This window comes from Sphingomonas sediminicola, assembly GCF_014489515.1.
Lineage (GTDB): Bacteria > Pseudomonadota > Alphaproteobacteria > Sphingomonadales > Sphingomonadaceae > Sphingomicrobium > Sphingomicrobium sediminicola.
The window spans coordinates 1,892,764-1,914,879 of record NZ_CP060782.1 but is presented as its reverse complement, the minus strand read 5'-3'; the positions used below and the strand labels follow the sequence as shown (position 1 = coordinate 1,914,879).

Here is a 22,116-nt window from a genome sequence, read left to right as displayed (position 1 = left end):
GGCCATGACGAAGTTCTCCGCGAAGGGTGCGGCGGGCGTGATCATGGACATCCACACTGGCGAGGTGCTGGCCTTGACCTCGCTTCCGCAGCTCAACCCAAATGCGGCAGGTCAGGGGACGGACGAGGCGCGTTTCAATCGCGCCACTCTCGGCGTCTTTGAGCTTGGCTCGACGTTCAAGCCCTTCACGGTCGCGATGGCGATGGACAGCGGGATCATCAAGAGCTTCGGCAAGATGTACAACTGCCCGCACGACTTCCCTGCCTATGGGAAGGTCATCCACGACACGCATCCGTACGGACGCGCTTGCTCGGTCGCCGAGATCATGAAGGAAAGCTCGAACATCGGCTCTGCGCAGATCGCCGCCGAAGTCGGCGCCACTCGCCAGCGTGCATTCCTCGACAAGATGGGCTTCCTGAAAAGGAGCGAGGTCGAACTTCTTGAGAAAGGCCGGCCAATCCTGCCTCGCGATTGGGGTCCCCTCGACGTCATGACGATCGGTTTCGGGCACAGCCTTGCAGTCAGCCCGCTCCATCTGGCCAGCGGCTACGCGACCCTGTTCAACGGCGGAGTCTACCGCCCGCCCACCTTGCTCAAGGTCGACCGGGGTCACGCGACGGGCAAGGGCCACCGTGTCTTTACGGAAGAGACCAGCTACAAGATGCGATCGCTCCTACGGCTGGTTGTCACCGAGGGCACCGGCAAGAAGGCGGATGCGCCCGGCTATCGTGTCGGCGGCAAGACCGGATCGGCCGAGAAGTACGAGAACCGGTCACTGTTGGTTACCAGCTTCGCGGGTGTGTTCCCGATGGATGAGCCGCGCTATGTGATGGTGATGATGCTGGACGAACCAAAAGCACTACCGGAAACCTTTGGATTCCGTACGGCCGCCTGGAACGTCGGTCCTGCGTTCGGCGCGGCGGTCAGCCGAATTGCACCGATGCTCGGCGTCCGGCCCGACAAGAATCGCGAGCCCGACATGTCGCTCGTGCTCCCTTACGTTCACGAAGAAGCAAAGCACTAAACAACGTGAAACTACGCGATCTCGCGGGCGTCGATAGCGATTCAGAAGTGACGGGTTTTGCCATCGACCACCGGAAAGTGGCGAAGGGCAGCGTCTTCGGTGCGTTCAAGGGAGCCGTATTCAACGGCGAGGACTTCATCGGCGAAGCGGTAGAGCGCGGGGCCGTAGCCGTCGTGGCCCGCGAAGAGGCATCGGTCCCCCGTATCCCGCATCTTACCGACGAGAACCCCGACGGCTGTTCGCTCAGCTCGCGTCGCGCTTCTACGGCCCCTATCCGGAAACGGTCGTCGCGGTGACCGGCACCAACGGCAAGACCTCGACGGTCGAGATGACGCGCCAGCTGTGGCGAATGGCCGGCCATCGCTCGGCGTCGATCGGGACGCTCGGCGTCACCACCTCCGACGATCAGGTGAAGACGGGCCTGACGACGCCCGACATCGTCACCTTCCTCAACAATATGGCCGGCCTCAAGCGCATGGGGATTACCCATGTCGCCTACGAGGCGTCGTCGCATGGACTCGACCAGCACCGCGCGGAGGGTGTGGCGCTGAAGGCGGTGGCCTTCACCAACTTCAGCCGCGACCATCTCGACTATCACTCATCGATGGACGCCTATTTCGCAGCCAAGATGCGGCTGTTCGACGAGCTTCTTCCCGCGGACGGGGCGGCGGTGATCTGGACCGACGATCGCAAGTCGGCCGAGGTGATCGAGCACGTTCGCCGTCGCGGGATCGAACCGATGACGGTCGGCCGGGCGGGCGAGTTCATCCAGCTGATCGAGCAGAACCCCACGGCGCTCGGCCAGAACCTAGTCATTCGGCACGGCGACGGAACGTATCGCCTCGCTCTGCCTTTGATCGGTGCGTACCAGGCGTCCAACGTATTGGTCGCGGCGGGGCTAGCAATGGCGACAGGCAGCAATTTCGAAAGCGTCTTCTCGGCGATGCAGCGGCTCGCGCCAGTTCGCGGGCGGCTCGAGCGAGCGGTGATCAGCCGTGCAGGCGCGCCGGTCTACGTCGACTATGCGCACACGGCGGACGCGCTCGAAGCGGCGATCGCGGCGCTTCGCCCGCATGTCAGCAACAGACTGATCACCGTCTTCGGCGCCGGTGGCGATCGCGACCAGGGTAAGAGGCCGGAGATGGGCGCAGTCGCGGCGAAGCTTTCCGACGTGGTCATCGTCACCGACGACAATCCGCGCGGCGAGGATGCGGCGAAGATCCGCTCCGAAGTCATGGCCGGCGCGCCTGGAGCGCTGGAGATCGGCGGTCGTCGCGAAGCAATCGCCGAGGCCATCCGAATGGCCGTACAGGGAGATATCATCCTGCTGGCCGGCAAGGGGCATGAGACGGGCCAGATTATCGGCGCGGGCTCGAGCCAACGCATCCTGCCATTCGACGATGCGCTCGTTGCCCGGGAGTGCGCGGCATGAGCGTGCTCTGGACCTCCGCCGAGATTGAGACCGCGACCGGCGGCCGCGCAAGCACGTCGTTCGAAGTTACTGGCGTGACCTTCGACAGCCGCGAGGTGCAGCCGGGCGATCTCTTCGTCGCGATGCCGGGCACGGTCTACGACGGTCACAAGTTCGTCGAGGGCGCATTCGCCGCCGGCGCGGCGGGCGCAATCGTATCGCATCCCGTCGACGGTCCGCACGTGCTGGTCGGGGACACTGCAAGAGCGCTCGAGGACCTGGGTCGTGCGTCGCGCGACCGTTCGAAAGCGCGGATCGTCGGAGTGACCGGTTCGGTCGGCAAGACCAGCACGAAGGAAGCGCTTTTCGCCGCTCTCGACCGCATCAGCGGAGGCAGGGCCCACCGCTCGGTCAAGAGCTACAACAACCATACCGGCGTGCCGCTCAGCCTCGCGCGCATGCCGCGCGAAGCCGAGTTCGCGGTGCTCGAAATGGGCATGAACAACAAAGGCGAGATCGCCGCGCTGACCCGCATGGTACGCCCGCACGTCGCGCTCATCACCGCAATCGCGCCCGCGCACATCGAGAACCTCGGTTCGGAAGAAGCGATCGCCGACGCCAAGGGCGAGATCTTCGAAGGCCTTGAGCCCGAAGGTATTGCGATCGTTCCGAACGACACGCCGCACCGCGATCGGCTGGTCCGTGCGGCTCGGCGACATGCCGACCAGATCCTGACCTTCGGTTCCGGCGACGCGGACGTCCATGCGCTCCATGCCGTCCGCTCATCGGAGGGCGGCAGCCTGATCACCGCGGCGCTTCTCGAAAGCGAAGTGACCTTCACCATCTCCCAGCGCGGCGAGCATTGGGTGTCGAACGCGCTCGCGGTCCTCGCTGTCGTCGAAGCGCTCGGCCTCGACGTCGGCGTTGCCGGGCTGGCGCTTGCGGACCTAGGCGGCCTCAAGGGCCGCGGTGAGCGCCATCAGGTCCAACTCGACGGCGGCAAGTTCCTGCTGATCGACGAAAGCTACAACGCCAATCCCGCGTCTATGGCGGCGACGCTGAAGAGCCTCGGCGCCGAGCGCGATATAGACCGGCGCATTGCCGTCCTTGGCCCGATGCGCGAGCTCGGGAGCCACAGCGACGATCTGCATGCCGGCCTCGCTCCTGCGATCCTGGATGCGCATGTCGACCGGGTGATCCTGATTGGCGATGAGATGCGCCCGCTTGCCGAGAAGATCGTCGGTAGGGTCGGGCTTGATCTAGCGAAGGACGTGGACGAAGCGGCCGAGGCCTTGCTGTCGATGTTGAAGCCGGGTGACGCCGTGCTGGTGAAGGCTTCCAACTCTGTTGGCCTTGCGAAGCTGGTCGAGCGCGTCAAAGAGGGCGTTGCATGCTCTATCTGATTGCTGAACAGCTTGGGTTCCCGGGCGTCCTCAACCTCATTCGCTACATCAGCTTTCGGGCGGGCGCGGCGAGCGCGACCGCGCTCTTGATCGGGCTAGTCCTCGGCCCCTGGCTCATTTCGTACCTGCGCGTTCGGCAAGGGAAGGGCCAACCGATTCGCGCCGACGGGCCGCAGAGCCACCTCGCCAAGCGCGGCACTCCCACGATGGGCGGCCTGCTGATCCTGATCTCGATGGCGACGTCAGTCCTGCTGTGGATGGACCTTCGCAACCCTTACGTCTGGGCGGTTCTGCTGGTGACCGGCGGGTTCGGGTTGATCGGCTTCCTCGACGACTACGACAAGGTGAAGAAGGCTCACCACGCGGGTCTTTCCGGCAAGACGCGGCTGGTGCTCGAATTCCTGATCGCGGGTTTCGCGACCTGGCTCCTCGTTCGCCAGGGCAATACGAACCTCTATCTGCCGTTCGTGCAAGGGCCGGTGATGAACCTCGGCTGGTTCTACATCGCGTTCGGGGCGTTCGTGATCGTGGCTTTCGGCAATGCAGTGAACCTGACCGATGGTCTCGATGGCCTGGCGACCATGCCGGTGATCATCGCGTCGATCGCCTTCCTGATCATCGCCTACCTCGTCGGGAACGCGAAATTCGCCGAATATCTCGGCATCCCGCACATCCTCGGCGTTGGCGATCTGACGGTTCTATGCCTCGCCATCGTTGGAGCCGGGCTAGCCTTCCTCTGGTTCAACGCGCCGCCCGCTGCAGTCTTCATGGGCGACACCGGCAGCCTCGCGCTCGGCGGAGCACTGGGAGCGGTCGCGGTGGCGACGCACCACGAGTTCGTACTGGTGATCATTGGTGGCCTGTTCGTACTCGAGGCGGCGTCGGTCGTGATCCAGGTCGTGGTCTACAAGCGCACCGGAAAGCGTGTCTTCAGAATGGCGCCGATCCACCACCATTTCGAACATCTCGGCTGGTCCGAGCCGACCGTCGTCATCCGCTTCTGGATCGTCAGCTTCATCCTGGCGCTCGCCGGGCTGAGCACACTCAAGCTGCGGTGATCACCGCCAAGGCCTTCGGCGGCAAACATTATGCGGTCTACGGTCTGGCGCGGTCCGGGCTGTCGACGGCCGGGGCCCTGCTTGCCAGCGGCGCTCGGGTCACTGCGTGGGACGCCAAGGTTGAAGCGAGGGCGAAGGCGCCCGCCGGCACTGAGATCGCCTATCTCGACGAAGCGGACCTGACCCAATTCGATAGCTTGGTGGTTACGCCGGGCCTGCCGCTCAACCGCCACCCGATCGCCCAGCGCGCCCGCGAGGCCGGCGTCGAGATCATCGGCGACATCGAGCTTTTTGCTCGCGCCCGGCCCGAGCTTCCGCTGCACAAGGTCGTTGGCATCACCGGCACCAATGGCAAGTCGACGACAACCGCGCTCATCCATCACATCCTCAAGACCGCAGGCTTGCCGACGACGATGGGCGGCAACATCGGCCTTCCGATCCTCTCCCAGGACCCGCTGCCGGAAGGCGGCGTCTATGTGCTTGAGCTGTCGAGCTATCAGATCGACCTGACGCAGAGCCTGAACTGCGACGTTGCGGTCCTGCTCAACATCACGCCCGATCATCTCGATCGCTACGAGAGCTTCGAGGCCTACGCAGCGTCGAAGGCTCGGCTATTCGAGATGCAGTTGGAGACCGAGAGTCACGCGGCCGTCATTGCCGAGGACGACGATCAGACGCGAGCCATTGCTTCGGGCCTCGGCGAGAAAGGCTTCTGGCTGCGCAACACACTGATCTGCGTGAGAGGCAGCGATGTCGGCGAGCAGGCGAGCCTGCCCACGCTTCAGGGCCGCACAATGCGCAGAATATTGCCTGCGCGATAGCGGTCTGCCGGCACCTGGGCGTCGCCTACGCGACGATCGTTGAGGGGCTAGAGACTTACGCGGGTCTGCCGCACCGCATGGAGCGCGTCCGCGAGATGGACGGCATTCTCTTCGTGAACGACAGCAAGGCGACCAACCCGACCGCGACCGCTCCTGCGCTCGCGGCTTTCCCGTCAATCCGCTGGATCCTCGGTGGGCAGGCGAAGACGGACAATCTCGACGAATGCGCTCCGCACTTCGGCCACGTCCGCTCCGCTTATACGATTGGCGAGGCCGGTGAATTGTTCGCGCGGCTGCTTGCCCCGCACATGCCGGTGACCAACTGTGAAACGCTTGAAAATGCGCTGAATCGGGCTGCGAAGGATTCACAGTCGGGCGATACCGTTCTACTCTCTCCCGCCTGCGCGTCGTTCGATCAGTTCAAGGACTTCGAGCAGAGGGGTGACAGGTTCCGGGACCTGGTGGGGGCGTTATGATCGGAAGCATTTCAGGACAGATCAAGGCGAAGGCCGCGCGGTTCGACCCGAGCAGCTACGGACGCTCGGACACGTCGTCCGTCGGTCGCTGGTTCTGGGAAATCGACAAGGTCCTTTTGCTGCTGATCGCGACACTTATCGGTATCGGCCTGATCGCAGTCGCTGCCGCTTCGCCCGCAGCGGGCCAGCGCTATTCCGGCGGCTCGGTTCGCTTCTCCGAGCTTCACTATTTCTACCGTCAGATCGTGTGGATCGGCGTCGGCCTGCCGGTGATGATCGCCATCTCGATGATGCCGCGCGAGCGTGCGAAGCGTTTTTCGCTCGCGGGTGCGGCCTTCTTCCTCGTCCTGCTCGCCTTCGTGCCGATCCTCGGTCCCGAAGTGAACGGCGCGACGCGGTGGATCGACATCGGCATCGGCCAGCTCCAGCCGTCGGAGTTCCTGAAGCCCTTCTTCGTTGTCGCCATGGCTTGGCTGTTGTCGCTGCGGGAGCAGGACAGGACGCTTCCGGTCTTCTGGCTGTCGGCGGCGGTGACCGGTGTCGTGGCGGTGCTTCTGATGAAGCAGCCGGACTTCGGCTCGACCATCATCTTCGGATGCGTGTGGCTGGCGCTGCTCGCGCTTGCCGGCGTCAACATGCGCATCCTGGTTGGTCTTGGTGTTGCCGGCCTCGTCGGCGTCGTCCTCGCTTACTTCTTTTATCCGGTGGCGACCGTCCGCATCGACGGCTTCCTGTTCGGCGAGGGCGACAATTTCCAGGTCGAGAACGCAATGCGCACCCTGACGGCGGGGGCCTGTTCGGCATGGGTCCGGGCGCCGGCACGCGGAAGTTCGGGCTTCCTGAGCCACACACTGATTACATCTTCTCGGTCATTGGCGAGGAGTTCGGGCTGATCGCCTGCCTCGTGATCGCAGTCCTTTATCTGACCATCGTCGCGCGGGTGCTGATCAAGCTGCTCGACGAGGAATCCTCGTTTGCGATCCTCGCGGCGGCAGGGCTCGCCATCGAGTTCGGGCTGCAGGCGCTGATCAACATGGCGGTCAACGTGCAGATCGCCCCGTCGAAGGGCATGACCTTGCCGTTCATAAGCTATGGTGGAAGCTCGATGCTGGCCCTGTCGATCGGCATGGGCTTGCTGCTCGCATTCACGCGGCGAAACCCGTATCTGACGCGCTCGCCCTATGTCGTGAAATGGAGCGGGGAGAGCGTCACCGCATGAATTTCGTTTTGGCTGCAGGAGGCACCGGGGGTCACATGGTCCCGCGCACGCACTCGCTGCGGAACTGAAGAAACGCGGACATGGCGTGCTGCTGATCACAGACGATCGCGGCGCGCGCTTTCCCGGCCTGTTCGGGGCGTGCCGGTGCACATCCTTCCTGCAGGGCGACTCCGGAAGAGCCCGCTCGGCCTGATCCGTGGAGTCCGCTCGCTGCTCGCCGGACGGCGGGAAGCCAAGGCGATATACAAGGATCACCGCCCGGACGTGGTCATCGGCTTCGGCGGCTATCCCGCGGTTCCTGCTTTGCTCGCCGCAACCTCGACGGGCATTCCAACCGTCCTTCACGAGCAGAATGCGGTCCTTGGTCGCGCCAACCGCTTCCTCGCAGGTGACGCTGCTGCGATTGCGACCGCTTACACCCATGTCGACCGGATGAAGTCGCGATTTGGGGGGAAGACCGTCTTCGTCGGAAATCCCGTGCGCGAGGCCATCGCCAAGCTGGGCGAAGCGCCGTTCCCCCCGTTCGATGAATATGCACCGTTCAGGATCCTCGTCACGGGCGGAAGCCAGGGTGCGTCGGTCCTGAGCAAGGTCGTGCCTGAAGGCCTTGGAATGCTATCGCCGTCGCTCCGGCATCGCCTGCAGGTCATGCAGCAGTGCCGTCCGGACGACATCGACGACGTTCGCGTCCATTATGCGAAGCTCGGGATTCCCGCCGAGTTGATGACCTACATCGAGGACATGCCGGCGAAGCTCGCCGAAGCGCATCTGGTGATCGCGCGGTCCGGCGCGTCGACCGTCGCGGAGCTGACCGCCGCGGGCCGTCCCGCGATCCTCATTCCCTATCCGGAGGCGACGGACGACCATCAGACGGCGAACGCCCGAGACATTACGGAAGCCGGCGGCGCCCGGATGATCCACCAGCCTCTGTTCACTCCGAAGGTATTGGCCAAGCAGATCGAGGTTATGGCCGAGGATCCGCAGGCGTTGATCAACGCCGCATCCCGGGCTCTTTCGGTTGGCAAGCCCACGCGGCCCGCGACCTCGCCGATTTGGTCGAGCGCATCGCGGACGGTCTTGCGCCCATGGAAGTCGGTTTCGGGCTGACCCCGCGTGTGCGATCGGAGGGTCCGGTGAACGGCGTCCCCGCATGAAGGCGCTGTCTTTGATAGGACGCCTTCAAAAATGAAGGCTTTGGGAACCGACATAGGGACGATCCACTTCGTCGGCATTGGTGGCATCGGCATGTCCGGGATCGCCGAGGTCATGCACAAGATCGGCTACAAGGTGCAGGGCTCCGATCTTGCCGAAGGCTATGTCGTCGAAGGATTGCGCAAGCTTGGTATTCCAGTCGCCATCGGACAGAAGGCCGAAAATCTGGGCGACGCCGCCGTCATCGTGATTTCCTCCGCGGTAAGCCGCGGCAATCCCGAGGTTGAAGCCGCGGTCGAGCGCCGCCTGCCCATCGTCCGCCGCGCCGAGATGCTCGCAGAGCTGATGCGCATGCAAAAGACGATCGCGGTCGCCGGGACGCACGGCAAGACGACCACGACGTCGATGGTCGCGGCGATGCTCGACGCTGGCGGGCTCGACCCGACCGTCATCAACGGCGGCATCATCAACCGCTACGGTTCGAACGCCCGCCTCGGAAAGAGCGACTGGATGGTGGTCGAGGCCGACGAGAGCGACGGCAGCTTCCTTCGCCTCGACGGGACGATCGCGGTCGTTACCAACATCGATCCCGAACATCTCGAGCATTACGGAGGGTTCGAGGAGGTCAAGAAGGCCTACTGCGAGTTCATCGAGAACGTGCCCTTTTACGGTCTTGCGGTCATGTGCGTGGACCATCCCGAGGTGCAGAACGTCATCGGGCGAATTCGTGACCGGAGGATCGTCACCTACGGCTTTTCGGCACTCGCCGATTTGCGCGCCGACAATGTCACGGTGGCGGGTCCGGGCGGCAGTAAGTTCGACGTCATTGTCTCCGGACGCGATGGAGAAAGACGGACGATTGAAGGCATCTCCGTTCCGATGCCCGGGCGGCACAATATCCAGAATGCGCTTGCCGCCATCGCTGTCGCACTCGAACTCGGTATTCCGGAAGAGCAGATCCGCGAGGGCTTCGCCCGCTTCGATGGAGTGAAGCGCCGCTTCAGCAAGGTCGGCGAGGTCGACGGATGCGTGATCATCGACGATTACGCGCATCATCCAGTCGAAATCAGCGCGGTCCTGTCGGCGGCTCGGGAGAGTGCCGACCAGCGGGTCATTGCGGTGATGCAACCCCACCGCTTCACGCGCCTCCATGACCTGATGGAAGACTTTCAGAACGCCTTCAACAATGCCGATATCGTGTTCGTTACTCCGGTTTATGCGGCGGGCGAGCAGCCGATCGAGGGCGTCGATTCAGAGGCGTTGGCCGAGGGTCTCCGCGCGCACGGACACAGGATGGTGCGGACGGTCAGCGATCCCGCCGAGCTGGCGCAGGCGCTTCGCGATCTCGCCGCGCCAGGCGACCTCATCATCTGCATGGGAGCCGGCGACATCACCAAGTGGGCGGCTTCTCTTGCCGACGGAATTCGCAAAGCGAGAGCGAGCAAGTGAGCGTCGACACCCTGCCGCACGTCCAAGGCCGACTGACACCGAATGCCCCGCTGGCACCGCTCGTCTGGTTCAAGAGCGGCGGAACCGCGCAGTGGTTGTTCGAGCCGAAGGACGAGGACGACCTGGTCCAGTTCCTTCGCGAGCTCGATACCGATGTGCCGGTCATGGCGCTCGGGCTCGGGTCGAACATGATCGTTCGCGACGGCGGCGTTCCGGGCGTTGTCGTGCGCCTTGGTAAGGGGTTCTCGAAGATCGATAAGGTCGACGACGTGACGCTGCGCTGCGGAGGCGGAGCGAGCGGGATACTTGTCTCGTCGACCGCCCGAGATGCCGGAATCGCCGGAATGGAGTTCCTTCGCGGAATCCCCGGCACCGTCGGCGGCTTTGTCCGCATGAACGGTGGCGCCTATGGCCGCGAGGTCCAGGACATTCTGATCGAGGCCCGCGTCGCACTTCGCGATGGAACGGTCGAGATCTGGCCGCTCGGTAAGTTTGGCTACACCTATCGTCACAGCGAGCTGCCCGAAGGTGCCGTCGTCATTGAAGCGACTTTTCGCGGATCGCCCGGCAAGCCTGAAGCGATCGGCGCGGAAATGGACGCCATCGCCCGTGCCCGCGAGGAATCGCAGCCGCTCCGCAGCCGCACAGGCGGGTCGACCTTCAAGAATCCCCCGGGCCACAAGGCGTGGGTGCTCGTCGATGCGGCGGGGTGCCGTGGACTGACGATGGGCGACGCCCAAGTCTCGGAAAAGCATTGCAACTTCCTGCTCAATCTCGGTAGCGCGACCAGCGCCGACATCGAGGCGCTGGGCGAGGAAGTCCGCCGCCGCGTGTTGGAAAACTCCGGCATTACCCTTGAATGGGAAATCCAGCGGATCGGCAGGGAATGAACAAGGATTTGCGCGTCGTTGTGTTGATGGGCGGCTGGTCGTCCGAGCGCGAGGTTTCGCTGACCAGCGGGCGCGGCGTCGCCAATGCGCTGCGCGAGCGTGGCTGGTCGAACGTCGTCGAGCTCGACATGGACCGCAACGTTGCACACCGGCTCGAGGAGCTGAAGCCGGACGTCGTGTTTAACGCTCTCCACGGCACACCGGGGGAGGACGGAACGGTCCAGGGCATGCTCGATCTGATGGGCATCCCCTACACCCACAGCGGGCTCGAAACGTCCGTGATCGCGATCGACAAAGAGATCACCAAGATGGTGCTGGTCCCTCACGGCATTCGCATGCCGGCGGGCAAGATCGTCGAGAGCGAGAGCCTGTTCCGCGAGGACCCAATGGCCCGGCCTTACGTCCTGAAGCCCGTCAATGAAGGGTCCTCCGTTGGGGTCGCCATCGTCACTGACGAAAGCAATTACGGCAGCCCGATCGGACGCGACGTCGAGGGCCCGTGGAAGCATTTCGACAGCCTGCTCGCGGAGCCGTTCGTGAAGGGTCACGAACTCACCGTCGCGGTGCTGAACGACGAGGCGCTCGCGGTGACCGAGCTGAAGCCGAAGGTAGGCTTCTACGATTACGACTCCAAATATACCGACGGCCTGACCGAGCACGTCTGTCCGGCGCAGATCCCTGACGATATCGCCCGCTCTATGATGGGCATGGCCGCGAAGGCGCACCGCCTGCTCGGCTGCCGAGGCGCCTCGCGCTCAGACTTCCGCTGGGACGACGAGCTGGGCGAAGCCGGCATTTTTCTTTTGGAAGTCAACACACAACCCGGAATGACCCCTTGAGCCTTGTGCCAGAGCAGGCGAAGGTACGCGGCATCAGCTACGGCGAGTTGGTCGAGCGCCTGATCGAGGAAGCGCTCGCGAGAAAGAAGGGGTAGGCGAATGGCTGCGCGGATGCGGCGCGGATCAGGGGCGAAGACGAAACGCAAGTCGTCCAACCGCGTCCCCGCCAAGATCGCGAAGAGGCTTCCGGTCGACCAGGCGCGCGCGAACAAGCTTGCCGCGCTCGGCTTCGCCAGTTTCCTCGTCCTGATGGCCGGAGCCGCCGCCATTGCGCTCGACATTCCGGCCAAGGCCGCGTTCGAGGCCGGCGAGGCTGTCGGCACCGCAGGTTTCCGGGTCGACGGCTACCAGATCGTCGGCCTGAAGCACATGGACCGAAAGCTGATCGATGCGGTTGTCGTCGATGAGCTTCGCAACGCTGCGTCCGCCGCCGGCGAGACCAAGCCTGCGCAGCCGCTGGTGGACGTGTCGGCCATCCGCGAGAGGCTCCTCAGGTTCGGCTGGGTCAAGGACGCGCGCGTATCGCGGCGGCTCCCCGACACACTTGTAATCGACATCGTCGAACGGACTCCGTCCGCCTTGTGGCAGGACCGCCAGCAACTGGCGCTGATCGACGCGGAGGGCGTGGTTCTCGATCGGGTGCCGGTCGACAAGATGCCCGACCTGCCGCTGGTGATTGGCCCGGGCGCCAATGCGCGGGCAAGCGAGCTCAAGACGATCCTTGCCGACGCTCCCACGCTCCAGGCGCAGCTTTCATCCGCGACCTGGGTTGGCGGCCGTCGCTGGGACCTGAGCTTCCAATCGGGTGAGACCGTCGCTCTCCCGAAGGCGAGCAGGCCGCGCGTGACGCGCTGACCCGCTTTGCAAAGGCCGACCGGTCGTCGAGTCTTCTTGGTCGGGGCCTCGTCCGCTTCGATCTTCGCATTCCAGGCAAGATGACCGTCCGGCTGCCGCGCGCGCCAGGAGAGGCGATCATGCCGGAGCCAAGCAGCCAAGCGCCGGCGGAGGGCTGACCCCAAACCGTGGCTTCGCCGACTGACCAACCCCTGATTGCAGCGCTCGACATCGGTTCTTCGAAGGTCAGTGCGCTCATTTGCACGCGCACGGATGACGGTCGGCTGCAGGTGCTCGGCACCGGCCAGCGCGAGAGCCGCGGCGTCAAGCGCGGCTATGTCACGGACATGGAAGCCGGCGAGCATGCGGTTCGCGAAGCCGTGGAACTCGCCGAGCGCATGTCGGGCCTGACCATCGAGGACGTCTGGGCAAGCTTCGGCGCGGGCGGTCTTTCGAGCGGTCTTGCGAACGTTGAGGTCGAGCTCGGCGGGCACCAGGTCGAGCAGTCGGACATCGATGAGCTTTTGATGGGTGGCCGCAGCGCAATCGACCGCAACGGGCAGATGGTGCTCCACGCTCATCCCGCGCTCTACACGATCGACGGCGTCGAAGGCGTGAAGAACCCGATCGGCCTCCATGCCGATCGCCTTGGCGTCGACATTCACGTGGTCGCGGCCGATCCCGCACCGCTCCGCAATATCGATTACGTGATCCGCTCGGCCCACCTCGGTGTGAAGGCGATCGTCGCATCGCCCGTCGCGGCCGCTTTGGCATGCCTGACCGAAGACGAGCGTGAACTCGGCGTCGCACTTGTCGAGCTCGGAGCAGAAGTCACGAATGTGTCGCTCCACGCTGGTGGCATGCTGCTCGGCCTTCGGTCGATTCCGCTTGGCGCGAAGGATATCACTGACGACATCGCCTGCGCCTTCGGAGTCCAGCGTCGCGATGCCGAGCGGCTGAAGTGCTTCTACGGCTCGGCTATGACGAGCCCGCGCGACAATCACGAGATGATCGAAGCGCGCCAGATGGGCACCGAAGAGGGTGTCGACCCGATGCGGATTACTCGTGCCCAGCTGATGACCGTCATCCGTCAGCGCATCGAAGAGCTTACGGCGAAGATCGACGAGGCGCTCAAGAGCCTCGGCTTCACCGGCCCGGTCGGTCGTCAGGTCGTGCTCACCGGTGGCGGCGCCGAGCTCAAGAATATTGCCGATTACATGCAGGGGGTGCTCGGCCGATCCGTCCGAGTTGGTCGCCCGAGGCAGCTGACCGGATTGCCCGATGCGCACAGCGGACCCGCATTCTCGACGCTTGTCGGGCTCGCCTGCCTCGCCTCGTCGCAAAGCGGCGACATCCGCGACCTAACAATGGGCAAGATCACGCAGAAGAAGCCGGCGAATGGAATGATCGGCCGCCTGATCGCCGCGATGAAGGGCGGAATCTAAGCTTTTAATCAGCTTGCTTGGGGGAGGGTGCAAATGGCTACGCTTGCAGCTCGGAAGCCCGTCTCCAGTGCGCTCGTGCTCCTCCTCGGCGCGGCAATTTTCCTGAATTACGTCGACCGCGGTGCGATCGGCATCGCGGCGCCGCTGATGAAGTCCGACCTTGGCCTGTCCGAAGAAGCGTATGGCGTCGTCTTCTCGGCCTTCTTCTGGATCTACGCGCCGGTGCAGCTGTTCGCCGGGTGGCTGTGTGACCGCTTCTCGGTCTACAAGTTGATGGCCATCGGCATATTGATCTGGGCCGGAAGCACCTTTCTGATGGGCTTCGCAGGCGGGTTTGCTTCCCTCCTCGTGCTTCGGATCATGCTGGGCGTCGGCGAGAGCATCTCCTTTCCGGGCAGCTCCAAGATTATCGCGCGCCATGTCCCGCCGGAACGCCGGGGGATCGCCAACGCGGCCATCGCCGCAGGGATCGCGCTGGGTCCGGCCGCCGGAACGCTGGCGGGGGACTAATCCTCCGAAGCTGGGGCTGGCAGACGATCTTTCTCGTATTCGGGGTCGTGACCCTCATCTGGCTGCTGCCCTGGCGGCAAACCGTCCAAGCCTTGCCGATGACGGGGCATGCCGACGAAGGCCCACGCGTACCGCTGGCCTTGCTGCTGAAGAAATGGCCGTTGTGGTCGATGTCGATCGTCCACGCGCTGGGCAATTACTGCTTCTACTTCCTGCTCGCGTGGCTGCCTTTGTTCCTGACCAAGTCGCGGGGTTTCAGCATCGGTGAGATGACCATGCTCGCGACGCTCGGCTACGCCGTCCAGGGCGCCTGCGCCCTCGGCTACGGACATTTCTCAGACTGGTGGACCCGTTCGGGTCGCTCGGAGGCTGCGTGCCGGCGTTGGATGATGGTCGCCAGCCAATTGTTCGCAGCGGGGGCCATCCTTGGATTGGCCTTCGCTCACAGCGCCATGACGATCGGTATCCTGTTGTGCCTGGCGGGCGCCGCCTCCGCATCGCTGTCGCTCAATCTTTATGCGGTCGCGCAGATGTTTGCTGGTCCCGTGCGTCAGGGACGTGGGTCGGCGTGCAGAACGCCATCGGCAATTTGTCCGGGATCATCGGGCCGATCGTCACTGGCATCGTAGTCCAGCGGGCCGGCTACAACAGCGCCTTCGTGCTTACGGCGGCCATCGCGGCGATCGGTGCACTCTGGTGGGCAATCGGCGTCCCGAAAATCGAACGGGTCGACTTGGACGAGGAACATCGGGCCAACTGAGTCTTTAGCGCCACGTAATCCTCACTTTTTTCGAGCTGCGTTAACTTTTTCGCTTGGCTTGCGACTCGTGATGATTCAGAAGATTCGTGGTGGAGGATCAGCGCGCTAGCGGCGCTTGAAGGGGGTTTACCCATGAGCATCGATTTCATTCGGCCGGAAGTCGACGAACTTCGGCCTCGCATCAGCGTCATCGGCGTCGGTGGCGCCGGCGGTAACGCCGTCGCCAACATGATGCGCGCGGACGTGCAGGGCGTCGATTTCATCGTCGCCAACACGGACGCCCAGGCGCTGAACGCATCGACGGCCGACCGTCGGATTCAGCTGGGCCTCAAAATCACTCAGGGCTTGGGTGCAGGATCGCGGCCGGAAATCGGACGTGCCGCCGCCGAAGAAACGCTCGAGGATATCGAGCGCGCTCTCGACGGCTCCCACATGTGCTTCATCGCCGCCGGAATGGGTGGCGGCACTGGCACCGGTGCAGCTCCGGTCATTGCTAAGGCTGCTCGCGACCGCGGTATCCTGACTGTCGGCGTCGTGACCAAGCCTTTCGCGTTCGAAGGCGCTCGCCGCGGCCGCTCTGCCGATACCGGCATTGAGGAGCTTCAGCAGCACGTCGACACGCTCATCGTCATTCCGAACCAGAACCTGTTCCGGCTCGCCAATTCCGAAACGACCTTCAAGGAAGCGTTCGAGATGGCGGACGAAGTCCTCCAGCAGGGCGTCCGCGGAATCACCGACCTGATGGTCATGCCCGGCCTCATCAATCTCGATTTCGCCGACGTACGCTCGGTGATGGGAGAGATGGGCAAGGCGATGATGGGCACCGGCGAAGCATCGGGCGACAACCGCGCCATCGAAGCCGCCGAAAAGGCGATTTCGAACCCGCTGCTCGACGGTGTCAGCATGAAGGGCGCAAAGGGCGTCATTATCTCGATCACCGGTGGCGAGGACATGCGCCTGATGGAGGTCGACGAGGCCGCCAGCCACATCAAGGAACTGGTCGATCCCGATGCCAACATCATCTGGGGCTCGGCGTTCAACAACGACCTGGACGGCAAGATCCGCGTCTCGGTCGTCGCGACCGGCATCGAGGCCGAAGCTGTTGCCCAGCCGCAGCCAGGCAAGGTCTTCGCCTTTCCGCGGACGACGGCTGCCGCAGCCGTTCCGATCACTCCGATTTCTGCGCCGACTCCCGTGATGGAAGATGAGACGGACGAAGAGGATACGCTTGAGCTTACGGACGAGGCGGAAGACGGTGATGAGCTGCTGCTCGACAGTGACGACGTCCTGACCACGCCGGTCGGTTCCGCGCCGATCGAGCCGCCCATCGACGAGGAAGATCTGACCGCCGAAGAATCCCCGGCCGAGGAAAAGCCGAAGGTTCGCGAAACGGGGACCTTGTTCGAGCGCATGTCGAACATCGCTCGCGGTGCTGCTCAGGCCCAGGTCAACGATGACGAATCGACTCCCAGCTATCGCCGCGAGCCGATCGACATTCCGCGTTTCTTGAACCGGCAGAACAACCAGTAGGCGTGCTCAGCGAGCAGGCGGCTTGCCGTCCGCTCGCCACGCCTCGGCGTTAACCCTCTAGCGAGCAAGCTTTGCGCAAGCTCCAAGCCGTCATGGGGGTCCCATGGCGAAAGGTCGGTCCAGCCGCGTGCGTATAGCGGTGGTCATTCTGGCAAGTGTTGGCGCAGTGCTCGCGGGTGTTCCCGCGCAGGCTGACGCGCAGGTTGCGGTCGGTGTCCGGGGCGAAAGTCCCTCGGATGCGCTCGCCCGCAATATGAAGGAACTTGCCACCAACCCGAGAAGCTTCAACGCCCTCATCGGCGCCGGGCGGGCTGCGCTTGCGCTTGGCGATACCCAGGCAGCCGCGGGCTTCTTCGGCCGCGCCGACGAGGTCTGGCCGGACAGTCCGCTCGCGCAAGCAGGCATGGGCGCAGCTCTCGCGCAGGAGGGCGACGGTAGCGGAGCACTGCAATACTTCAGCCGTGCGGCGCAGCGTGGCGCAACCCAGTCGATGATCGGTGCCGACCGTGGGCTCGCGTACGACCTGGTCGGCCAGCATTCGCAGGCACAGGCGGATTATCGTGCGGCCTTGTCCGGGCAGGATGGCGACGAAGCGCGCCGCAGGCTCGCGCTTAGCCTCGCGATCACCGGCAAGAAGGCCGATGCCTTGGCGATGCTGTCTCCCTTGATGGCGCGAGGCGATGCCGCAGGCGCCCGCTGCCGCGCCTTCGTTCTTGCGCTGACCGGGGATTCGAGCGGCGCCAAGAATGCGATCGAAGCGGCAATGCCCGGCTCGTCGGCGAACATGGCCTATTTCTTCCGTAAGTTGCCGGAGCTTCGTTCCGACCAGAAGGCTGCTGCGGTCAATCTCGGCATCTTCCCCGATTCCGGCACACAAGTCGCTTCCGCGTCGCCGCCGCCAGTGTCGATGAACCCCGTCAACATCATCCAGAAGAATGCGAGGCGAAGCGACGACGCCGACGACGACCGGATCGGCTCGATCGAGAAGTGGCTTTCGGAGGCGACGCAAGGGAATACGACGCTACCCGCAACCCCGGCCGCCCCGACGCAGCAGGTCGCCGCGGCGTCCGTTCCGCAATTTTCCGTGCCCGTGCGAACTGGCGTGGACACGTCCCTCACAACCACTCGCAAGCTGTGGATCCAGCTGGCCAGCGGACCGAACTCGACGGCACTCCCTGAACAATTCTCTCGCATGAAGAACCGCAACCGCGAGCTGTTCGAGGGAATTAGCGGGTATATCTCGGAAGAGCGTGGCAAGGCACGCCTGCTGATCGGTCCGTTCCGCAACAACGAAGAAGCGACAATTTTTACTGAGGACCTTGCGTCGGTTCACATCCCCGCCTTTACGTGGACCAGCCAACCCGGCCAGGCCATCAGGAAACTGCCCTCCGAATGATGCTCGATGCTCTAGCCGCGCAACCGTCATCATCGCGCGGCAGGGCCCATCCGGAAGTCGACGCCGGGCCGCGTGGCCCCGCGATATTTTTCAGCGCGACCGCGATCGCATCATCCACTCGGTCTCGTTCCGGCGACTTCGGCACAAGACTCAGGTTTTCGTTGCCCCGATGGCGACCATTACCGGGTCCGGCTCACGCACAGCATCGAAGTAGCGCAGATCGGCCGAACGATTGCCCGGGCTCTCGGCCTGAATGAGGATCTGACGGAAGCGCTCTGCCTGGCGCATGACCTCGGGCATCCGCCGTTCGGCCATGCCGGCGAGGACGCGCTGAAAGCGGCGATGACGGATGCCGGCGGCTTCGATCACAACGCCCACAGCATTCGGCTCGTGACGAAGCTGGAGACGCCCTATCCGGGCTTTGATGGGCTCAATCTCAGCTGGGAAGCCCTCGAGGGCCTCGCCAAACATAATGGTCCGATCCGCAATCCATCCTGGGCACTGGCCGAGGCCAACGCGGACTTCGATCTGGAGCTAGGAAGCTGGCCGTCGCTAGAGGCGCAGGTCGCCGCGGTCGCCGACGATGTCGCTTACGACAATCACGACATTGACGATGGAATTCGCGCCGGACTGCTCAACCTAGACGAGCTGGTCGAGTTACCGATCGTGCGGCGCCATTGGGATCCGATCGACCAGCGCCATCCCGGTCTGTCGGACGAGAAGAAGTTGCGGGCATTGGTGAGAGACCAGATTGGATCGATGGTTGGGGACCTGATCGCGGAGACGAGGCGGCGGGTTGCCGATGCCGGAGTCGAGACATGCGATGAGGTTAGAGCAGCCGGTCAGCCGCTTGCCGGGTTTTCAGCGAGCCTCGCAGACGAGGAGTGCACGCTGAAGCGTTTCCTGTACGAGCGGCTCTATAATGCGCCCGAGCTCATCCCGATCAGGGTCGAGGCGCAGCGTGTGGTGTCCAATCTTTTCGCTGCTTACCGCGATGACCCGTCGTTGCTGCCAGACAATTGGCGAAGCGAGGGAGACGAAACCCAACGGCTTCGCACCATCGGCGATTTCATTGCGGGAATGACCGACAGGTTCGCGGTAGCTCGCCATGAGGAGCTGGTCGGGCCAGTGTACCTACCTGATCGCTTCTAAGTTTGGTGGGGTCCGCCCCTCGCGTCGCTCACCGAGTAACGGACCCCATAAGTGCAGTCATTCTGCTAGACGATGGCACGGGTGGGACCCGTCACCCCGGTGTCGCGTGAAGGCGGCGGGCCCCATAAGCGAGCGCCCGCTTCTCCCAGATCAATCTGGAAGAAGCGGGTCGCTCTACTGCATGTCACTATAGGGACCAGCTGGAATTGGCGTGCTTAACGCTGTTGCTATGCCACCTGAGGCATGAGTTCCCGGCGATGCCGGCGCATTGCGAAGCCAATCGCACCGAACCCCAGCAGCATCATCGCCCATGTCGCCGGCTCGGGAACTGCCCCGCCGATGAGTACGGCATCGGAGAAGCCGTTCTGATTCAACGTAATGCTGGTCGTTGGCGATGCGAAATCGAATAGATAGAAGACGGTCACGCTGTTCTGGAACTCGCCGGCACCGCCGAAATGGATGCCGAGGATCTGTTGGCCAATCAGCGCTGTGTCAAAGGTCAGAACTCCGCCGGATTCGTCGAAGAATGCTTTCGTATCTTCGATATCAGACCAAATGACGTCCTCGAAGCTTCCGCCGCCTAGAACGTCCAGTGCAGCGTTGATGTCGCCAATGTCTGCGTTGTTGAGCAGATTCCCGTCATAGTAGCCTGCGCAGGCGACTGCATCGGGATTGGTTCTCGTCGCATCGCATGGTGAGACAACCGTAAGCGCGGCTGAAGCAGGTGCTGCGGAAAACAACGCAAGAGCGGCGATACCTGCCTTTAGAGCGAGTTTCATAACAATAGTCCCCTTTTCACATGCCGGGACTCGCGCTCCCTCCAGCGCAGCGAATCGTCTAGCTGGCGGAATTTACTGCAAATTTGAGAACTTGTTAACCATAAGTTTAACTTAAATTTACCCGACGCAATTATAACGTACCAAAACGGGACGAATGCGGTTTTTGGACCGTGATGGTGACGCGGCGAAGGGCGTGCGCTAGAGGCCGCGCTTTCCGAATTTGGTGACCGAATTGAGCCTTTACGCCCGATATGCCGCGCTTCTGGACGAAGTGCTCGACCAGCTTCAGTCCGAGGGTGTCCTGCCCGCGGAAATCAACCGCCGTGCCGTGGCGGTCGAGCCGCCTCGCGATCCTTCGCACGGGGATCTCGCGACCAATGCAGCAATGGTGTTGGCAAAAGGCGCAGGGGCGAACCCGCGCGCGCTAGCCGAAGCGATCGCTCCGAATCTGAAGGAACTGCCAGATGTGACTTCAGTCGAAGTCGCGGGGCCAGGTTTCATCAATATGCGACTGTCGCCCGGCGCCTGGCGGAACGAGCTCGAGGCCATTCTCGCGCAGGGCGAGAATTACGGTCTGTCGAACATCGGCAAGAACGAACGGGTCAACGTCGAATATGTCTCGGCCAATCCGACCGGTCCGATGCACGTGGGCCATTGCCGCGGCGCAGTGGTCGGCGATGCGCTGGCTCGGCTTCTGGAGGCCGCCGGCTTCCGGGTCACCAAGGAATACTACCTCAACGACGCGGGCGCGCAGGTCGATGTCCTCGCCCGCTCGCTGCACATGCGGTACCGCGAGGCACTCGGCGAAGGTATCGGCGAGATCCCCGAAGGTCTATATCCGGGCGACTATCTCGTTCCTGTCGGCGAGCAGCTCGCAGCCGAATTCGGCGATCGTTATGCCAAGCTGCCCGAGAACGAATGGCTGGCGACATTCCGCGAGCGCGGGTTGCCGCGATGCTCGACCTTATCAAGCACGACCTCGGCCTGCTTGGGATCCATCACGACCATTTCGCGTCCGAGGACAAGCTTCAGAAGTCCGGGCGGTGGAGAAAGCGATGGAGGTCCTGCGCGACAAGGGCCTCGTCTACGAAGGCGAATTGGAACGGCCGAAGAGCCTCGATCCGCACGACGAGTGGGAGCCGGTCGAACTGACCCTGTTCCGCTCGAGCCAGTTCGGCGACGATCAGGACCGGCCGATGAAGAAGTCGGACGGAAGCTGGACCTATTTCGGAGCCGACGCCGCTTACCATTTCCAGAAGGCGCAGAACGCCGACCACCTCGTCAACATTTGGGGCGCAGACCACGCGGGAACCGTCAAACGCGTCCAGGCCGCCGTGAACGCGTTGACAGACGGCCGCGTCGATCTTGACGTGAAGCTGATCCAGATGGTCCGCCTGTTCCGCGCTGGTGAGCCGGTGAAGATGTCCAAGCGGTCGGGTTCCTTCGTGACGCTGGCGGACGTTGTCCGCGAGGTTGGCAAGGATGTCGTGCGCTTCATCATGCTGACCCGCCGGGCCGATGCGCCGCTCGACTTCGACTTCGCCAAGGTCGTCGAAGCGTCGAAGGACAATCCGGTCTTTTACGTCCAATATGCCCACGCGCGGATCAGCTCTTTGAAGCGGAAGGCAGCGGACGCCGGGGTCAGCCTGGACACGCCGGCCGATCTCAATCTGCTCGACGAGGAGGAGATCGCGCTGGTCAAATTGGCTGCGCAATACCCGCGGACCGTCGAGGCCGCGGCCATGGCTCACGAGCCGCATCGGATTGCCTTCTACCTCTACGATCTTGCCGCGGCATTTCACGCTCTGTGGCATCGCGGCAACGACGATCCCGATCGACGCTTTCTTGTTGAAAACAATCCACAACTCTCTCGCGCGCGACTGGAACTCGCGCTAGGCATCGGGCAGGTTATCCGTAGCGGACTCGCATTGATGGGCGTGACCGCGACCGAGGAAATGCGCTGAGGGT

12 protein-coding genes and 8 pseudogenes are annotated in these 22,116 nt (G+C 63.5%); 18 read left to right on the top strand and 2 right to left on the bottom strand.

Annotation, left to right across the window (positions count from 1 at the left end):
- Window positions 1-4 precede the first annotated feature (4 nt).
- From H9L14_RS15985 to H9L14_RS10290, 17 genes and pseudogenes are all read left to right on the top strand, one after another.
- Window positions 5-1,024: a peptidoglycan D,D-transpeptidase FtsI family protein gene (locus H9L14_RS15985; protein ID WP_246444095.1), complete on the top strand. Its 1,020-nt coding sequence runs from the start codon at window positions 5-7 to the stop codon at window positions 1,022-1,024.
- Between the two features lie 5 nt (window positions 1,025-1,029).
- Window positions 1,030-2,456: pseudogene (locus H9L14_RS10365) on the top strand (UDP-N-acetylmuramoyl-L-alanyl-D-glutamate--2,6-diaminopimelate ligase).
- Window positions 2,453-3,838, top strand: a complete 1,386-nt coding sequence (locus tag H9L14_RS10360) for a UDP-N-acetylmuramoyl-tripeptide--D-alanyl-D-alanine ligase (protein ID WP_187708034.1) — start codon at window positions 2,453-2,455, stop codon at window positions 3,836-3,838. The pseudogene H9L14_RS10365 and the gene H9L14_RS10360 overlap by 4 nt, the downstream one beginning before the upstream one ends.
- A complete protein-coding gene (mraY, locus tag H9L14_RS10355) occupies window positions 3,826-4,896 on the top strand; it encodes a phospho-N-acetylmuramoyl-pentapeptide-transferase (RefSeq protein WP_187708033.1) in 1,071 nt (356 codons plus the stop codon). The genes H9L14_RS10360 and mraY overlap by 13 nt, the downstream gene beginning before the upstream one ends.
- A pseudogene (gene murD, locus H9L14_RS10350) lies at window positions 4,893-6,193 on the top strand (UDP-N-acetylmuramoyl-L-alanine--D-glutamate ligase). Before mraY ends, murD begins: the two are co-directional and overlap by 4 nt.
- Window positions 6,190-7,412: pseudogene (locus tag H9L14_RS10345) on the top strand (FtsW/RodA/SpoVE family cell cycle protein). The pseudogenes murD and H9L14_RS10345 overlap by 4 nt, the downstream one beginning before the upstream one ends.
- Window positions 7,409-8,566: pseudogene (murG, locus tag H9L14_RS10340) on the top strand (undecaprenyldiphospho-muramoylpentapeptide beta-N-acetylglucosaminyltransferase). The pseudogenes H9L14_RS10345 and murG overlap by 4 nt, the downstream one beginning before the upstream one ends.
- 31 nt (window positions 8,567-8,597) lie before the next feature.
- The gene (gene murC / locus H9L14_RS10335) at window positions 8,598-10,013 is read left to right on the top strand and encodes a UDP-N-acetylmuramate--L-alanine ligase (RefSeq protein ID WP_187708032.1); all 1,416 of its coding nucleotides are present in this window, start codon (window positions 8,598-8,600) and stop codon (window positions 10,011-10,013) included.
- Entirely contained in the window at window positions 10,010-10,903 is an 894-nt protein-coding gene (murB, locus tag H9L14_RS10330; protein ID WP_246444093.1) for a UDP-N-acetylmuramate dehydrogenase, read from the top strand. Before murC ends, murB begins: the two co-directional genes overlap by 4 nt.
- A pseudogene (locus tag H9L14_RS10325) lies at window positions 10,900-11,837 on the top strand (D-alanine--D-alanine ligase). Before murB ends, H9L14_RS10325 begins: the two are co-directional and overlap by 4 nt.
- A 4-nt stretch (window positions 11,838-11,841) precedes the next feature.
- Window positions 11,842-12,597, top strand: a complete 756-nt coding sequence (locus tag H9L14_RS10320) for a cell division protein FtsQ/DivIB (RefSeq protein ID WP_187708031.1) — start codon at window positions 11,842-11,844, stop codon at window positions 12,595-12,597.
- Window positions 12,598-12,764: 167 nt separating this feature from the next.
- Window positions 12,765-14,021: a cell division protein FtsA gene (gene ftsA / locus H9L14_RS10315; RefSeq protein ID WP_187708030.1), complete on the top strand. Its 1,257-nt coding sequence runs from the start codon at window positions 12,765-12,767 to the stop codon at window positions 14,019-14,021.
- Window positions 14,022-14,054: 33 nt separating this feature from the next.
- Window positions 14,055-15,160 (top strand): annotated as a pseudogene (locus H9L14_RS17455) (MFS transporter).
- Entirely contained in the window at window positions 15,121-15,291 is a 171-nt protein-coding gene (locus tag H9L14_RS10305; protein WP_187708029.1) for a hypothetical protein, read from the top strand. The pseudogene H9L14_RS17455 and the gene H9L14_RS10305 overlap by 40 nt, the downstream one beginning before the upstream one ends.
- Window positions 15,292-15,423: 132 nt before the next feature.
- Window positions 15,424-16,821, top strand: a complete 1,398-nt coding sequence (ftsZ, locus tag H9L14_RS10300) for a cell division protein FtsZ (protein ID WP_187708028.1) — start codon at window positions 15,424-15,426, stop codon at window positions 16,819-16,821.
- A gap of 139 nt (window positions 16,822-16,960) precedes the next feature.
- Window positions 16,961-18,217, top strand: coding sequence for a tetratricopeptide repeat protein (locus H9L14_RS10295; protein ID WP_187708027.1), 1,257 nt, complete (start codon window positions 16,961-16,963; stop codon window positions 18,215-18,217).
- Window positions 18,214-19,369 (top strand): annotated as a pseudogene (locus H9L14_RS10290) (deoxyguanosinetriphosphate triphosphohydrolase). The gene H9L14_RS10295 and the pseudogene H9L14_RS10290 overlap by 4 nt, the downstream one beginning before the upstream one ends.
- A 227-nt stretch (window positions 19,370-19,596) precedes the next feature.
- Here H9L14_RS10290 and H9L14_RS15975 read toward each other — a convergent pair.
- Window positions 19,597-20,148, bottom strand: a complete 552-nt coding sequence (locus tag H9L14_RS15975) for a PEPxxWA-CTERM sorting domain-containing protein (RefSeq protein ID WP_246444088.1) — start codon at window positions 20,146-20,148, stop codon at window positions 19,597-19,599.
- Window positions 20,149-20,278: 130 nt separating this feature from the next.
- A complete protein-coding gene (locus tag H9L14_RS15970; protein ID WP_246444771.1) occupies window positions 20,279-20,509 on the bottom strand; it encodes a hypothetical protein in 231 nt (76 codons plus the stop codon).
- Here H9L14_RS15970 and argS point away from each other — a divergent pair.
- A pseudogene (gene argS / locus H9L14_RS10280) lies at window positions 20,411-22,112 on the top strand (arginine--tRNA ligase). The gene H9L14_RS15970 and the pseudogene argS sit on opposite strands and share 99 nt — an antisense overlap.
- The last annotated feature ends 4 nt before the right edge of the window (window positions 22,113-22,116 follow it).

Coding starts and splice junctions, on each gene's coding strand:
- H9L14_RS15985 (WP_246444095.1), top strand. CDS start 5: ATGACGAAGTTCTCCGCGAAGGGTGCGGCGGGCGTGATCATGGACATC.
- H9L14_RS10360 (WP_187708034.1), top strand. CDS start 2,453: ATGAGCGTGCTCTGGACCTCCGCCGAGATTGAGACCGCGACCGGCGGC.
- mraY (WP_187708033.1), top strand. CDS start 3,826: ATGCTCTATCTGATTGCTGAACAGCTTGGGTTCCCGGGCGTCCTCAAC.
- murC (WP_187708032.1), top strand. CDS start 8,598: ATGAAGGCTTTGGGAACCGACATAGGGACGATCCACTTCGTCGGCATT.
- H9L14_RS10320 (WP_187708031.1), top strand. CDS start 11,842: ATGGCTGCGCGGATGCGGCGCGGATCAGGGGCGAAGACGAAACGCAAG.
- ftsZ (WP_187708028.1), top strand. CDS start 15,424: ATGAGCATCGATTTCATTCGGCCGGAAGTCGACGAACTTCGGCCTCGC.
- H9L14_RS15975 (WP_246444088.1), bottom strand. CDS start 20,148: ATGAAACTCGCTCTAAAGGCAGGTATCGCCGCTCTTGCGTTGTTTTCC.